The sequence below is a fragment of the Haematospirillum sp. 15-248 genome (assembly GCF_012102665.1).
Lineage (GTDB): Bacteria > Pseudomonadota > Alphaproteobacteria > Rhodospirillales > Rhodospirillaceae > Haematospirillum.
Window position 1 is genome coordinate 19,628 of sequence record NZ_JAAVTF010000016.1, and the last position, 13,985, is coordinate 33,612.

General features: G+C 59.7%; 21 protein-coding genes and 1 pseudogene. 18 read left to right on the forward strand and 4 right to left on the reverse strand.

Annotated features, from left to right (window positions below; translation table 11 throughout):
* Positions 1 to 22: 22 nt before the first annotated feature.
* Positions 23 to 475: pseudogene (locus HEQ72_RS11630) on the reverse strand (RNA-guided endonuclease InsQ/TnpB family protein); the annotation flags it as partial.
* On the opposite strand from HEQ72_RS11630, the gene tnpA reads away from it, so the two are divergent.
* From tnpA to HEQ72_RS10620, 3 genes are all read left to right on the forward strand, one after another.
* Entirely contained in the window at positions 440 to 856 is a 417-nt protein-coding gene (tnpA, locus tag HEQ72_RS10610) for an IS200/IS605 family transposase (protein WP_168023342.1), read from the forward strand. The pseudogene HEQ72_RS11630 and the gene tnpA sit on opposite strands and share 36 nt — an antisense overlap.
* A 175-nt stretch (positions 857 to 1,031) precedes the next feature.
* Complete coding sequence (locus HEQ72_RS10615) at positions 1,032 to 1,256, forward strand: antitoxin MazE family protein (protein WP_066136939.1); 225 nt, start codon at positions 1,032 to 1,034, stop codon at positions 1,254 to 1,256.
* Positions 1,253 to 1,576, forward strand: coding sequence for a type II toxin-antitoxin system PemK/MazF family toxin (locus tag HEQ72_RS10620; RefSeq protein WP_168023343.1), 324 nt, complete (start codon positions 1,253 to 1,255; stop codon positions 1,574 to 1,576). The genes HEQ72_RS10615 and HEQ72_RS10620 overlap by 4 nt, the downstream gene beginning before the upstream one ends.
* Positions 1,577 to 1,628: 52 nt before the next feature.
* Here the strand turns inward: HEQ72_RS10620 and HEQ72_RS10625 are convergent, their stop codons facing one another.
* The 3 genes from HEQ72_RS10625 to HEQ72_RS10635 all read right to left on the reverse strand — a co-directional run bounded on the left by HEQ72_RS10625 (position 1,629) and on the right by HEQ72_RS10635 (position 4,919).
* Positions 1,629 to 2,099 (reverse strand): hypothetical protein, encoded by a 471-nt coding sequence (locus HEQ72_RS10625; protein ID WP_168023344.1) that lies wholly within the window; start codon positions 2,097 to 2,099, stop codon positions 1,629 to 1,631.
* A 100-nt stretch (positions 2,100 to 2,199) separates the two neighbouring features.
* Positions 2,200 to 3,144: a phage portal protein gene (locus HEQ72_RS10630; protein WP_168023345.1), complete on the reverse strand. Its 945-nt coding sequence runs from the start codon at positions 3,142 to 3,144 to the stop codon at positions 2,200 to 2,202.
* Positions 3,144 to 4,919, reverse strand: coding sequence for a terminase large subunit domain-containing protein (locus tag HEQ72_RS10635; RefSeq protein ID WP_168023346.1), 1,776 nt, complete (start codon positions 4,917 to 4,919; stop codon positions 3,144 to 3,146). Before HEQ72_RS10635 ends, HEQ72_RS10630 begins: the two co-directional genes overlap by 1 nt.
* Before the next feature lie 142 nt (positions 4,920 to 5,061).
* Here HEQ72_RS10635 and HEQ72_RS10640 point away from each other — a divergent pair, with 142 nt between their 5' ends.
* From HEQ72_RS10640 to HEQ72_RS10710, 15 genes are all read left to right on the forward strand, one after another.
* Positions 5,062 to 5,856 (forward strand): GPO family capsid scaffolding protein, encoded by a 795-nt coding sequence (locus HEQ72_RS10640; protein WP_168023347.1) that lies wholly within the window; start codon positions 5,062 to 5,064, stop codon positions 5,854 to 5,856.
* 2 nt (positions 5,857 to 5,858) lie between these two features.
* A complete protein-coding gene (locus HEQ72_RS10645) occupies positions 5,859 to 6,878 on the forward strand; it encodes a phage major capsid protein, P2 family (RefSeq protein ID WP_168023348.1) in 1,020 nt (339 codons plus the stop codon).
* Positions 6,878 to 7,534 (forward strand): phage terminase small subunit, encoded by a 657-nt coding sequence (gpM, locus tag HEQ72_RS10650; protein WP_168023349.1) that lies wholly within the window; start codon positions 6,878 to 6,880, stop codon positions 7,532 to 7,534. The genes HEQ72_RS10645 and gpM overlap by 1 nt, the downstream gene beginning before the upstream one ends.
* 99 nt (positions 7,535 to 7,633) lie before the next feature.
* On the forward strand, positions 7,634 to 8,098 hold the full coding sequence (locus tag HEQ72_RS10655) for a head completion/stabilization protein (protein WP_168023350.1): 465 nt from the start codon (positions 7,634 to 7,636) through the stop codon (positions 8,096 to 8,098).
* On the forward strand, positions 8,098 to 8,298 hold the full coding sequence (locus HEQ72_RS10660; protein WP_168023351.1) for a tail protein X: 201 nt from the start codon (positions 8,098 to 8,100) through the stop codon (positions 8,296 to 8,298). The genes HEQ72_RS10655 and HEQ72_RS10660 overlap by 1 nt, the downstream gene beginning before the upstream one ends.
* A 190-nt stretch (positions 8,299 to 8,488) precedes the next feature.
* Positions 8,489 to 8,986, forward strand: a complete 498-nt coding sequence (locus tag HEQ72_RS10670) for a lysozyme (protein WP_168023353.1) — start codon at positions 8,489 to 8,491, stop codon at positions 8,984 to 8,986.
* Positions 8,971 to 9,405, forward strand: coding sequence for a hypothetical protein (locus HEQ72_RS10675; RefSeq protein WP_168023354.1), 435 nt, complete (start codon positions 8,971 to 8,973; stop codon positions 9,403 to 9,405). The genes HEQ72_RS10670 and HEQ72_RS10675 overlap by 16 nt, the downstream gene beginning before the upstream one ends.
* A 7-nt stretch (positions 9,406 to 9,412) precedes the next feature.
* The gene (locus tag HEQ72_RS11635; RefSeq protein ID WP_272487548.1) at positions 9,413 to 9,535 is read left to right on the forward strand and encodes a hypothetical protein; all 123 of its coding nucleotides are present in this window, start codon (positions 9,413 to 9,415) and stop codon (positions 9,533 to 9,535) included.
* Positions 9,532 to 9,936: a phage tail protein gene (locus tag HEQ72_RS10680; protein WP_168023355.1), complete on the forward strand. Its 405-nt coding sequence runs from the start codon at positions 9,532 to 9,534 to the stop codon at positions 9,934 to 9,936. Before HEQ72_RS11635 ends, HEQ72_RS10680 begins: the two co-directional genes overlap by 4 nt.
* A complete protein-coding gene (locus HEQ72_RS10685; protein ID WP_168023356.1) occupies positions 9,933 to 10,388 on the forward strand; it encodes a phage virion morphogenesis protein in 456 nt (151 codons plus the stop codon). Before HEQ72_RS10680 ends, HEQ72_RS10685 begins: the two co-directional genes overlap by 4 nt.
* Positions 10,388 to 11,020, forward strand: coding sequence for a phage baseplate assembly protein V (locus tag HEQ72_RS10690; protein WP_168023357.1), 633 nt, complete (start codon positions 10,388 to 10,390; stop codon positions 11,018 to 11,020). The genes HEQ72_RS10685 and HEQ72_RS10690 overlap by 1 nt, the downstream gene beginning before the upstream one ends.
* A gap of 6 nt (positions 11,021 to 11,026) precedes the next feature.
* Entirely contained in the window at positions 11,027 to 11,374 is a 348-nt protein-coding gene (locus tag HEQ72_RS10695) for a GPW/gp25 family protein (RefSeq protein ID WP_168023358.1), read from the forward strand.
* The gene (locus tag HEQ72_RS10700) at positions 11,371 to 12,300 is read left to right on the forward strand and encodes a baseplate J/gp47 family protein (protein WP_168023359.1); all 930 of its coding nucleotides are present in this window, start codon (positions 11,371 to 11,373) and stop codon (positions 12,298 to 12,300) included. Before HEQ72_RS10695 ends, HEQ72_RS10700 begins: the two co-directional genes overlap by 4 nt.
* The gene (locus HEQ72_RS10705; RefSeq protein WP_168023360.1) at positions 12,290 to 12,922 is read left to right on the forward strand and encodes a phage tail protein I; all 633 of its coding nucleotides are present in this window, start codon (positions 12,290 to 12,292) and stop codon (positions 12,920 to 12,922) included. The genes HEQ72_RS10700 and HEQ72_RS10705 overlap by 11 nt, the downstream gene beginning before the upstream one ends.
* Positions 12,919 to 13,985, forward strand: a 1,067-nt coding sequence (locus tag HEQ72_RS10710) for a phage tail protein (protein WP_209316241.1), incomplete at its 3' end; no start/stop codon positions are given. The genes HEQ72_RS10705 and HEQ72_RS10710, both read left to right, overlap by 4 nt.

The window sequence follows — 13,985 nt, forward strand, 5'->3', positions numbered from 1 at the left end:
TCACGGCCAGCCATCCCAGCTTGGGCAGAAAGATACGGCTGTTAACCTGATCGAGCTTGATTTGATTCGGAGCCGGATAGCGGAAGCTGTCGCGCTGCCCCTTCTTCGCAAAGCGCGGGAAGCCCGCGCGTTTGGCGAAGAAGTTCTTGTAGGCCCGATCCAGGTCTTTGAGCGCGTGTTGCAGCGGATGCACGGGCGCATCCTTGAGCCATGGTGTTTCACTGCCGTTGCGCCAGGCGGTCAGCTCCTTGGCCATTGCCACATAGCCGATGAACTTGCCGCCCGCCTCATAGCTGGCTTTTTGCATTGCCAGCGCCTTGTTGTAAACGAACCGGCACGAGCCAGCGAAATGCGCCATCTGGCGTACTTGCCGACCGTCTGGCCGCAGTTCGTATTTGAAGGCTTGGAGACGTTTCATGTGGATAGTATAGTTTGGTCCATGAGTGACGACAACGATCTCCGTCATGGTAGACATTGCGTTTTCCTGATGCACGTCCACTTGGTCTTCGTGACCAAGTACCGCAGCAATGTCTTTACCAAAGAGATACTGGACGACTTGCGCGGCATTTTCGCCAGCGTCTGCACTGACTTCGAGGCGGAGCTATCCGGCTTCGATGGCGAGGATGACCATGTTCACCTGCTGGTGAACTACCCTCCCAAGGTTTCTGTTTCGGCTCTGGTGAACAGTTTGAAGGGCGTATCGAGCAGGATGATCCGCAAGAAAAATTACCCCGACATTCGCAAGAAGCTATGGGGCGGCGCTCTATGGTCGCCGTCATACTTTGCCGGTAGCTGCGGCGGGGCACCCATCGAAGTCATCCGGCAGTACATCGAGCAACAGCAGACGCCACATTAGCACCGCATAGGACGCCGTTGGCGTCCGCGCTATCCTTCCCCGCCCCCGATCAGTGAGGCAGACCTCTTGGCCGGATAGGTCTAAAAAAAAGCGCGGAAAGAGACTGGTCTTGACATCTCCACCCACCATCGGTTACGTTACATGTAACACGTAGGCTTGTATGCAGGAGGTCCCCATGCCAACGCCAGTCTCTGGGCGGGTAAACAAGCGCCGGGCGGCTTTGAGGGCTGCGGGACTCCGTCCGGTCCAGATATGGATTCCTGACACCCGCCAGCCGGGCTTCCGGGAGGAATGCCAGCGCCAAGCCCATGTTGTGGCTCGCGCCGACAGGGCGGACGCTGGTTTGTATGACTTCATGGACGCGGCTCTTCTCGATCTGGACGATGAGGCGCAACCTTGAGGCGCGGTGACCTTGTTACTATCGCCTTGCCGGGCGACTTCGGGAAACCGCGCCCGGCCTTGGTGATCCAGGCCGATCAGTTTATTGAGACGGCAACCGTCTCGGTTCTCCTGATGACAGGCACATTGGTTGATGCGCCGCTGATCCGCATGGATATTGCTCCGGCCCCTGACAACGGCCTGCGCAAGGCATCACAGATAATGATCGACAAGGTTATGACCGTACGCCGTGACAAGGTGGGCGAGGCTTTTGGCAGGCTGGACGATAAAACCATGGTCAGTGTAAACCGTGCCTTGGCGTTGTTCCTCGGGTTCGGCTGAGCAAGATCTCACCACTGTGTAAGGCCCACGTTTTTTCATTGTTTTCATCCTTTCAAGAAGCCTGCTGTGACGCATTTTTTCCCTCACACCTCTGGATCAGTCCTCTGGCCTTGACGTAGTCGTGGGCGATCTCTTTAAGAATCCAGCAACGGTTCTCGAGCGAATTACTGAACTCGGCGCCGCAGCCACGGCACACAATGATATCTGGCGTTTCGGGCAGGGAGGCGTATTCAAAGGATGCGTAAAGCAACACAATGTCCTCCAGCACGCTTTCGACAATTTCCACAGTGTGCGGGTGGTGTGGGTGGTTCCCGTCCAGCGCAAGCAGGGGCGCGACCACCTCATGCACCAGCCTCCTCCGGTCCTCCTCGCGCAGCCGCGTCAGAGCGCCCTTAGTTCCCTCGCCCCATGCGTCTTGCCACAACCCATTTATGAAAAGTTGAAACTTACGCGGGTCGCCCTCGTCACCACGGCCTCCGGTCCAGCAGAGCCGGCAATCACTGTTATGCGGTTCTTCAATCACAATCCGCCTCCTTCTCACCAGATGTGACGCTCCCATTTTCGTGACGTCACGAAAATGGTCTTTATTACGGGCGCGGCTTTTCCCGTCCCGTAATGCTCGGTTATGCTTCGATCCACGCAACAGCCTGTTCACCGCACCAGTCATTGACCACTTCAAATGCCGTCATTAACGGTTTGATCTCGTTGTCGATGAAAACGGCGGCAGCATTCTCGACAGATCCAAATCCACCGGCGTTCGAAGGCACGATACCAAGGAGTTGGGGGGGGACGCGGTGTGCGGCCAGAATGTCGTCCCGCGTCACGTTTTTCATGCTGAAAAATTCGTCCTTGGCGGCGACTTCAGAAACGGGAATCAGTTGTACGCCATCTTTCTTGCCGCTCGGGGCGTACAGGAGCATGTTTTTAAAATTTCCTATGCCCTTGGCCCCCTTCATCTGATCCCGCAGCTTCTCCACGTCATCCTGGCTGTTGAGGGGATCACTGATGTAGAGGATAAAGCCCGCGTGTGTGCCGTTCAGGTAATAGCGCCGCCGGAACAGGGTTGCGGCTTCGTTCAGAAATGCGCTCTGCAAGGCTGCGGTGTAGTCCGGCATACCGTATATCTCCTGATTGATGTCGATGTTCATCAGGTGCAGGACATGGGAGCCGGCGATTGCGTAATCCTGCCCCTCGTGAAGGACAATCGCGCCATCTCGTGTCACGCGCGTCCAGCGTCCCACCGTTGGCTGGAGGCGGAGTGTTGAGCCAAGGCGGTTCTGACGGCGCTCGACCCACGCATTTCCGAGTACAAGGAAATCCAGTGCCAGCCGCCGGAAGTCCTGTCGCGACAAAAGGCGGCTCGGTCTGAATCGTGAGGCAAGGAGTGATGCCTTGTAGTGTATGGCGCTCTGGTGGTGTGGATTGGCATTCAGCGCCTTGGCCAAGCCATCAAAGCTCATGGGTGGTTCATACCACTTGCCGGACCACGCGGAATGGAAGAGGCCCATTATGTCTCTTTGGTCGATGGCTGGAAGGGGGTCGCCAAAAGTAAAGGTTTCCACGTTCATCAGAAAAACTCCATGAATCCGTGCGAAGATCCCTCGGCCTTTTCAAAGCCGTCGAAATCCAGGCGGTCTATTGCATGCATCACGGCCCATGCCACGTCGGCGTGTCCCGTTTCCTTGGTCCGACCGGCGGAAAAGGTTGTTTGCCGTCCAGAAGCTGTTGTGGTGCGGCGAATGGCCATGAACGCGGCGGCAACATCGGTCCAACCCGCGTCGAACTCCAGCCGCCGTCGCGTGACAAGCTGTTTTGTCTTCAGGACCATTCTGGTCTTGACCTCAACCGAGTAGGTGATCGCCCGTGCTTGTGGGAAGAAACGGCGCACCATCTCGTAAACACCCGCACCAATGGTTGTGGTGTCAATGCCGATGTGCGCTACGTTGTAACGCCGGGTCAGTGTTTCAATGCGGTTTGCCTGCTCCTGAAAATCCTGACCGTTAACAAATAGTTTTTCGATAACCCGGAATTTGCCGCCATCCATGGCCGGGGGCGCGACCACCACCACAGAGGCGTTGTCAGCGGTTTGGGCAGGATCGTAGCCAATCCATACCGGATTGTCGCCGAAGGGGCGGGCAAGATCCGGGGTAAAATCGCTCCATTCGTCCCAGCTGTCCACCATGCACCGGCGCATTTCCTCGAAGGTGAAGAACGATGTGGTGTCGTCAACCCATTCGCACAGGAACAGGTTCCTGAAATCCTGTTCGTTGTATTCCTGTCTGAGGTTCGGAATATCAAACAGGTTACAGCCGCCTGCCTCTGCATCTTCAATTGTAACAATCTGCCGCCACTGCCCGTCCGGTCCTGTCGCCCCTGCCTTGAGGGCGGCGTGCGAGGTATCAAAGTCAACCTTGTCTGCCTTTGCCCGCCCCTTGTTCCAGGCGGCCCCGGACCAGAAGGCGTGAGCATCCCTGCCGATTACGGATGGCGTCGAGAAATAAGTCAGTCGCCACTTTTTGTGCGTCGCCATGGCTGATGCGACTTTCCGGAATTCCAGGAATTTTGAGATCCACGAGTACTCATCAAGGTATACGTGCCCATGGTAAGACTGTGCGGTTTTGCTGTTGGTGCCCAAAAAGTAGAGGGTGGCCCCGTTGGCGAGCACAATAGGATCGCCCTTCAGTTCTATACCGGCAGCATCCTTGGCCCACTGAACAATGTAGCTTCTGAAAACATGGGCCTGTGATTTGGAGGCGCTCAGGAAGATCTGGTTGTCGCCGGTTTCTACCGCATCGAGAAATGCTTCACGTGCGAAATACCACGTGGCACCAATTTGACGTGACTTCAGGATGTTGCGCGCCCGGTTATGGCGCACACTGTGCCAGTACTTCTGATAGTCAAACAGATTGGCGTGAAAATCGTGGCGCAAGGTGCAGACCTGCTCATCGCTGATGGCGTTTTGCTCCTCCCGCTTCCGGCGCCGTCCCTTTGCCCGGTTCTCAAGTGCCGGGTTGAGGTCGGACTCCCGGCCCGTTGTCTTGAAGCGTTGTATGCGTGCCGTGCGCTCCAGAATGCGTGCAAGATTGTCAATCTCCGCAAGGTCGGAGTCTGTCTTCTGCTCCTTGACCACCAGTCGCATAAGGCGGGTTTCGACATGCCCCTCTATGCGCGTCAGTATCGGTGCGTCCTGCCATGCATCCCGGCGTTTCCATGCATCAATGGTGCCGTAGGGCTGGGACAAAGTGCGGGATATTTCCGCCACCGTGTAGCCTTGCCAGAACAGATTTCGGGCAATCAGGCGCGTTGAGGTGTCCGTTTCTGTGCTGTCTGTGAGGCATGTCATGGCGCAATAGTGTTGCAGCCATTTTGGTTCGGCACGGAAAAGAAGGTTATTTCAGCCGAAAATAACCACCGGACGTTTGCACCGCAGGCATGGCATGCACCACCGTTTGGCATACAGATTGTCAACCGATCCGGAATGCACCATGCCTGTCACCAAATTTTTTCGCGTCGCCACATCCGGGCGTACCGTCGATGGTCGCGAAATAACCGTCGAACAGATAGATCAGGTCGCCCGAACCTATGATCCAAACCGCTATGGGGCGCGGATCTGGCTGGAGCATATGCGGTCCTTTCTGCCCGACAATCCGGGTCGGGCCTATGGCGACGTGCTTGCGGTCAAAGCCGACACGGACAAGGCCGGAAACCGCGTCTTGCTGGCGCAAATGGATGCAACCGAGGATCTGATCAAAATGGCGGCATCCCGCCAGAAGGTTTACTGGTCTGTCGAGATTGATCCCAATTTTGCCAAGAGCGGTGAGGCATATCTGGTTGGTTTGGCTATTACAGACAGCCCGGCTTCGCTTGGCACCGAAATGCTCAAATTTGCTATCCAGTCGGACAAGGCACCGGACAAGACCCGCGTGCAGTTGTATGGCGCGGTCGTTGAGGATGACTTCCGGCTTGATACCATTGCCGCCGATGATGACAGCAGGCCGGGTCTCCTGTCGCGCGTCCGGGATATGCTGGCAGGCCCACCCAAGGCAGAGACGGTCCACACATCCGAAGCAGCAGACGGAATTCTTGTCATTGCCGACGAGGTGTCAAGGCTATCGGAGCGTATCGGGGCCTGTGCTCCTGCCGTCAAGGTCGATGCCTTGACTACCGAGCTTGCCGAGACCCGGCGCACTCTTGATGACCTGGTTACAAAGCTTTCATCCACCGATGCAAACCCACCGCGCCCGGTTGCAACCGGAAGCATAGCCCTGACGGATTGCTGATCATGCATAACAAAACCCGTGCCCTGTTCCAGACCTATACCGACCAGCTTTCGCGCCTGAACGGCGTGGAGAGTACCAGTACAAAATTCTCAATCGACCCGACCGTCGAGCAAACGCTGGAAGACCGCATTCAGGACAGCGCAGATTTCCTCCAGAGCATCAACATGATCTCCCGGACTGAGCAGTCAGGACAGATTCTGGGCCTTGGTGCCTCCGGCCCTGTGGCAGGGCGTACCAATACCGCCGAGAAGGACAGGCAGCCCCGCGCGGTCACAGGGCTGACGAAGCGCGAGTACACGTGCCGGAAGACGGATTTTGACACCTTCGTTCCCTATGCCCTTCTGGATAGCTGGGCGAAGTTTCCGGATTTTCACGCACGGATCAGGGATCACGTAACCCGGCAGATCGCCCGTGACCGGCTCATGATTGGCTGGAACGGAACGTCAGCAGCCGCAAATACAAACCCGGTTACGAATACCTTGTTGCAAGATGTGAACATCGGCTGGCTTCAGCATCTGCGCACCGATGCCCCGGCGCGTGTCATGTCCGGAAAAAAGATGGGCGAGGCCAAGGGCGCCGATTACCGCAATCTGGATGCCTTGGTCTTTGATGTCTGCAACGAGCTTGTTGCGGAGCATCATCGGGGTGATCCGTCGATCGTGGTCATTGTCGGCAACCAGTTGTTGAATGATCGCTATCTGTCGATGATCAATAACCCGACCGCCGATGCGCCGACCGAGCGGGCGGCATGGCAAACAACCATCCTGAACAAAACCATCGGCGGGCGCTCGGCCTTGACGGTGCCGTTTTTCCCGGCCCGCTCCGTTCTGGTTACCTCGCCTTCGAACCTCTCCATCTATTGGCAGGCCGGAAGCCATCGTCGTCACATCGAGGACGAGCCGAAGCGCGACCGTATTGTGGACTATCTCTCCATCAACGAGGCGTACGTCGTCGAGGATATGGGCAAGTGTGCACTGGTCGAAGGCATTCAGCTCCCGGACGGCCAGGGCGGGTGGGCGTGATGTCGCCGGCCCGTCAACATTTCATCCGTACAATGGCGGCCCGCCATGATGCCAACGACCCCATGGACCGTATGGCGGCCCGGTCGTCATCTGAAAAAATGCAGGCACAGTTACGTTTGCATACGTCTGTTCTGAAAACCAAGCAGTCCCGGACGGCAAAGACGGCGGCGAAGGCCGAATTCCTGCCCGCCTACACGGATTATGTCGATGGTGTCCTTGAAGGCGGGCGCGGCGCACAGGACGATGTTCTGGCGATGGTCATGCTGTGGCGTCTGGATACGGGTGATCTTGAGGGGGCTTTGCACATTGCGGATTACGCTGTTCGCCATGATCTGAGCATGCCGCCCGGTTTCACCCGGAATCTGCCCACCACACTGCTTGAGCAGATGGCGGATGTTGCGCTCGAGCGCCCTGATCCGGACCCGCTGCACGCAGCACCGCTGGACCGGGCCTTGCTCCTGACGCAGGAGGCCGACATGCCGGACGAAGTGAGGGCAAAGGCACACAAGGCGCTTGGCCTTGCCTGTATGGACGGCAACCCGGTCAAGGCAATGGATCATTTCGAGGCCGCGCTCGCCCTCCATCCGAAGTGCGGTGTACGGAGCCATCTGGCGCGATTGAGGCGGCTTTCTGTTGCATCGGACGAAGGGACATAGCAGGCCCCCCGGCGCGGTGACGGCGCGGGGGACGTGATGAGCCTTCCAAGGCCCTGAACGGTCCTCTGCCGTCACCGCCACTACCATGGATCAAAGCGTATGTCTGTTCTTGTACCTACCAGTTTTCGGGCCACGAGTTACGAGCGGACCATCACCAATGATGGCTGGTTCCCGAACGTCGATCTTGCGGAATTCCGGTCCCAAACGGGGCTGGGAGACACGTTTGGCCCGGATCGCATGGCCGCAGCGGTGCAGGCCGCGATTCTGGAGGTCAACGCGGGTGTTCGTGCGTGGAGGTCTGCGCAGACAGCAGCATGCCTTGATCAGGTTCCGGAGCAGACATCGTATGGCGGCGTTCCGGAAAAAGTCCTCTTCTACAAGCGGGCTGTTTACGCCCGCGCCCGTGCCGAACTGCTTCTGACAACCCGTGATTTTGACAGCACAAAATCGGGCCATGGACGAGCGGATGATCTGGAGGGTACAGCCCGTGACTACCTTCGCCATGCCGCCGAGGCAACGGCCAGACTGTGCGGTAAGCCCCGTATTGTTGTGGAGTTGATCTGATGGCTTCCATTCGATCCCTGCACGGCGAGACCGTGGACCAGTTGGCTCTGAGGGTCTATGGCGACACGACGATGACGACTCGCATTTACGCGGCAAACCCCGGACTTGCTGATCTTGGTCTTGTGCTGCCGCACGGAACGCCGATCACCCTCCCGCCCGTATCCGCCCCTGTAAAGAAACGCATAAGCCTGTGGGACTGAGTGAAATGCATGATGAATTTGATGCGGCCATCCGTGTTGCACCGGCGGCGGCTGGGGCCATGTGGTCGTGTATGGGTTTCTCGCTCAATGAACTGGTAGCCTGGGGCACCCTCATTTACGTCAGCCTCCAGATAGGGCTGCTTGTACCACGATATTGGGCGCTGGTTCGGACCCGTCACCGGGGGCGGTCATGATTCCCCGTCTTCCTGCGGCTGTTGTGGCCCTTGTCGCTGGTGGTGCCGGGGCCATGGCCATCGCCCTGCCGTACATTGCGAGCCACGAGGGGACACGCCTGAGCGCGTATCAGGATGCCGCCCGCGTCTGGACTATCTGCTCCGGCCACACCCGCGACGTTGCGCCGGGCCAGACAGCCGCCCCGGAGACGTGCCGATCTCTTCTTCAGGCGGATGTGGCTGAGAGCCTTGAGGCTGTCGAGAGATTCATTTCTGTCCCGCTGCCTGAATCTGCGCTGGCCGCCCTTGCCTCGTTCTGCTTCAACGTTGGTCAAGAAGCCTGCCGCAAGTCTACGGCGTTCCGGAAGATCAACGAAGGGGACCGGGCTGGCGGTTGTCATGATCTGCGACGCTGGGTTTTTGTCGGCAAGAAAGACTGTCGGGACCCGGCCAACAATTGCCGGGGCCTTGTCCACCGGCGCGAGCAGGAGGTCGCACTATGCCTGCTGCCATAACGCGATTGGCCTTGCGGCATCCGCTGGTGGTTCTGGCCGCGCTGGCCGCCATGGTCACGTGGCAGTGGCGCACCGTGTCCGGTCTGCGGGTCGATCTGGGGGACGCCATGGTTCGTCTGTCTGCCGCCGAGCAGGCCAATGCCACCAACATTGCCGCGCTTTCTGTCTTGCGGATGGAACGTGACCGCATTGTCGCCCGGTTGGGTGAGGTGTCAGCCGCTGATGCGCAGCGCAGCGCGGTCGCGGCAACCATCAAGGAGTCTTCCCGCCATGCTTCAGGCCCGAAAGATACGTGCCAGTCTGTGTCTCCTGGCTTGCGCACTGCCCTTGACGGGCTGCGCCGCGCCCGCCTTCAAACCAACAGTGATACACGTGGAGCGCATGGTGCCGCCTCCGTTCCTGCTGACCTGCAGCCCTGACCCGGACGTGCCGGAGGCGGCAGACCAGTCTGCCGTTGCGGGCTATCTGGTTGACGTCTGGGCGGCAGGTGAGAGTTGCCGGTCACGGCTGGCGGCTGTTCTTGCGTGGAGCCGGGAGGACGAGCCGTGAAGAAGCTGGGTGATATACGCGAAGCCGTCCTTGGGTCTCCTTTGGGGATTGCGCCGGACAAGCTGCTCGTTTTTGCGGAGAAAGGGTCGGTCCTGTCCCGGCGCAGCCCGCGTAACCATGCATTCGTGATGAACTATACCGCGCACCTGATTGTAACGGACTACACAGGTGCGCCCGAGGCTCTTTTCTTTGTGGTTCTGGACTGGTTGCACACGGTTGATCCTGATGTGTCCGACGAAGCTATCCGCTTTCTGGTCGACGTGATTGATCACAAGAGTGTGGATATCTCTCTCACCATCGATCTTGAAGACATTGTTGCCCCCAGTCCGGAAGCCGGGGGTATGCGCCTGCGGATGGTGCCTGCCCCGGATGCAACGAAGCTTGGAGATGTCTTTCCATGAACGATGAGGCATTTGAACCGCTTGATGCCTGGCTTCGGTCGGCTCTGGTTGCGCTGGGTCCGGGCGAGCGGAAGAAGCTGATGCGCCGTCTTGGTCAGATTATGCGGCGGCGCAACCAGTCTCGTATGGCCCGGCAGGTCGGGCCGGACGGCGAGCGTTGGCCGACGCGAAAGCGAAACAACCGGGGGCGGATACGGACCGCGAAAAAGATGATGGTCAGGCTGCGTGATTCAAGACGAATGACGCTGGTAGCGACTGCGGATGGTGTCGAGGTTGGCTGGCGCGGCCACCGCGCCCGTGTGGCTGCCGTTCATCACTATGGACGGACAGACACGGTTTCGGAAAACGGCAGCCTTGCCCTTTATGCCGCCCGTCCCCTTCTGGGTTTGCCCGCAGCGGATCGAAAGGCAATCCGCTCCACCATCATCGAAGCCTTGCGAGGCATCCGGTAATGGCGGGCCTGGCTGACATCCAAAGACGGCTTGAAAACCTTGTGGCATTCGGCGTCATTACCCGTGTCGATCATGAAGGGCGGCGCGTTCGCGCGACCATCTCCGGTCGTGAGACGGGATGGTTGCCTTATCCCGCCGAGATCGGGGCGAACTTTATTCGTTGGAGGCCATTGCGGACAGGGACGCAGGTTGTTCTGGCCTGCCCGTCCGGGAACCCGGCGAATGCCGTCATTGTTCAGGTGCTTTATTCCGATGCCCTGCCGCCCCCGGATACATCGGATGGTCTGGATGTCATCCAGTGGAATGACGGCACCACAGTTTCTTATGACAGCTTGAAGCAACACCTGTCTCTCCGGACACCCGGGTCCGTTGGGGTTGAGGCAGGCGGCGATGTCAGGGCCAGCGCCGGGCAGTCCGTAGACATTTCAGCAGCCACGACAGCCCGTATTGCCGCCCAGACGGTCGAGATTGTTGCCAGCGGCGGGGGCAGCGGTGCCACCAGCATGACCGGCAGCTTCAGCCTGAACGGTGATCTTGCCGTGACCGGCGTCGTGACGGTCAACGGCAGCCTCCACGCCAGCGGTGACATTCTGGCGGGCGGGGCCAACAGCAACCATCACAGCCACCCGTAGGACGCGATGACAATCAGCATTGATCCCGTTTCAGGTACTGTCGTGAATGAGTTGCAGGATATTCGCAATTCTGTTGCAGACATCCTGCGCACCCCCGTTGGAACGCGGGTTATGCGTCGGGGTTATGGGTCCCATATCTTTGATTTGATCGACAGCCCCGGCTCACAGGCGTGGACCCTGTCCGTGATTGCCGCAGCCGCCGAGGCTATCACCCGCTGGGAGCCAAGGGTTCGAGTGGTGTCGGGCAATGTTGTTGTGCATGCCGATGGGTCAGCCGAGATCCGTACGGTTCTTTCTGTGCGCGCATCCAATTTGAATATTGCAGCAGACACGGTCCTTGGCGGTGTGCGATGAGCCGCTTTGCCTCTATTGATCTGTCCCGTCTTCCGGCCCCGGATGCGGTTGAGCCACTGGATTTCGAGACAATCCTTGCCGCGCGTAAGGCCGCTTTGCGCGTAAGGCTGGATGCAGCCGGATTGCTTCCTGACTGGAATCCAGACAGCGAGAGTGACCCGCTCGTCAAGCTTCTGGAAGAGGCGAGCTATCGTGAATTGCTTCTGCGCCAGCGGATCAATGACGGTGTTCGCGCGGTCATGCTGGCGACAGCCACGGGAACGACTTTGGATGTTCTTGCCGCCAATTTTTCCACATCACGCCAGATTGTCGAGGCCGGTGACCCGAAGGTGGTGCCACCCCGTCCGCCGGTTCATGAGACTGATTCCCGTCTCCGCTCAAGGGTGCAACTGGCGTTCGAAGCCCTGTCAACGGCCGGACCCGAAGGCGCGTATGTGTATCACGCGCTCAATGCCGACCCGCGTGTCTCCGATGTGGCGGTCACATCGCCACAGCCGGGCCATGTCATCCTGACGATCCTGTCCAGCGAAGGGGACGGGACTCCCTCTTCCAGTCTTCTGTCCACCGTTGATGCATCCATGAAGGGGCGGTCCGGAGACGGGGTAAGGCCGTTTACGGATTGTCTGCAGGTGCAGGCCGGAACGAAGCTGGAGTACAGCGTGGAGGCGGCCCTTGATCTTTATGACGGGCCAGATTCAGAGGTTGTCAGGGCGGCTTCTGAAGCATCCGTTACCGCCTTTACGCGGGTCCAGCGCCGCCTTGGCGAGCCGGTCACCCTTGACGGGCTGTACAAGGCCCTGCGTGTGGATGGGGTGCGCAAGGTTCATCTGTCAAAACCATCCGCAGACCTTGAACCGGGTGAAACCGGCTGGGCACAGTGCACAGGCATTCGGGTTGTGCGGCAGGGGCACGGCCATGGCGAATAACCTCCTCCCCCCCTCGGCGTCTCACCTTGAACGCCTGCTTGCCGATGTGGATGCTGTCCGCCTTAATGCCCTGGATATTGCGATCCGCGATATCTGGAATCCTGCAGCCTGTCCGGCTCCTTTTCTCCCCTGGCTCGCGTGGGCGTTGTCGGTAGATGTGTGGAACCCGGACTGGCCGGAGGCGCGGAAGCGGGCGGTGATTGCGGCTTCGTTTCAAGTGCACCGCCACAAGGGGACGCGGCGCGCGGTGCGCGAGGCACTTGAGGCCCTTGATGTTGACGTCACGCTGACCGAATGGTTTGAGGCTGACCCGCCCGCACCCGTCCATACGTTTACCGCCGAAATTGCCACGCCCGGCCCGGTCTCCCCCGCCCTTTCCGAGGAAGCCCTGTCCATGATCCGGGCGTCCAAGAATGTTCGCTCGCACCTGACCGCCCTGCGCGTGGTCCTGCACCAGTCCGGCGCAACCCCACAGACGGCAGCGGCCTTGCTTCTGGGTGAGACCGTCTGCCTGCGTCCCGCCCCCCCGGTTGACCCGGTTTCCCTCGCCACCGCCCCCCTGATGGCCGCCGCCCTGTACGGCGCGGAAACGGTCACTGCCTATCCGCTGGAGGCCGCATGAGCGCACCACACTATTACACTTTGGTAACCGACGCGGGTCATACCCGCCTGACTGAAGGCCTTGCTACGTCCAAGCCGGTTGTTCTGACCCACTTTGCTTTCGGGGACGGCGACGGCGCAGCCTATGACCCGACGCCGGATCAAACCGCCCTGCGCCGCGAGGTCTGGCGCACCGAAATCAATTCCATCCGCACCGACCCGAAAAACCCCGCCTGGCTGACCGTCGAGGCGGTGATCCCGGCGCGGGTCGGCGGCTGGACCGTGCGCGAGGCCGGTGTGTTTGACGCCGATGGCACCCTGATTGCCGTCGCTAAATATCCCGAGAGCTTCAAGCCTCAACTGGATGACGGCGTGGGCAAGGACCTGTGCTGCCGGATGATTTTACAACACGGCAACGTGAGCGCCGTGACCCTGAAAATTGACCCGTCGGTGGTGCTTGCGACGCGCGATCATGTTTCCGCAGAGGTCGCCGCTGCGATCGCCTCTCATGCCGGTCCCGGTCACAGTCCGCCGGATGCCTCCACCACTGTCAAGGGACTGGTGGAACTGGCCACCACAGCCGAGGCCCGCGCCGGGTCGTCCACCGCTCTGGCCGTCACCCCGGCGGGCCTGAAGGCCGCCATGGATGCCGCCACCATCCCCGCCGCCACCCCCACCACGCGCGGCATTGTTCGTCTGGCGACGGCGGATGAGGTCAAGGCCGGGACGGATGTGGAAAAGGCGGTCACGCCTGCGGCACTGGCGGGCCATCTCTTGATGCAGAACGCCTTCATCAAGGCTGATCCGGACAGCGTGGTGTTCACAAAGACCGCTGCCAACGCGATCAGCCTGAAGGCCGGAACGGCTGTGGAGGTACACGGCAAGGCCATCTCGTTTACAACCAATACGGCGGTGGTGATGCCGACCCTGACCCCAGGCACCGACTACGCGGTGTACGTCTGCGCCGATGGGTCCGTGCGCGCCGCTGCCAACTTCAAGGCCCCGGTCGGCTATACGTCAGCCAACGCGCGCAAGATCGGCGGCTTTCATTATGCGCCCGGAGGCAACGCGACGGCACAGGCGGG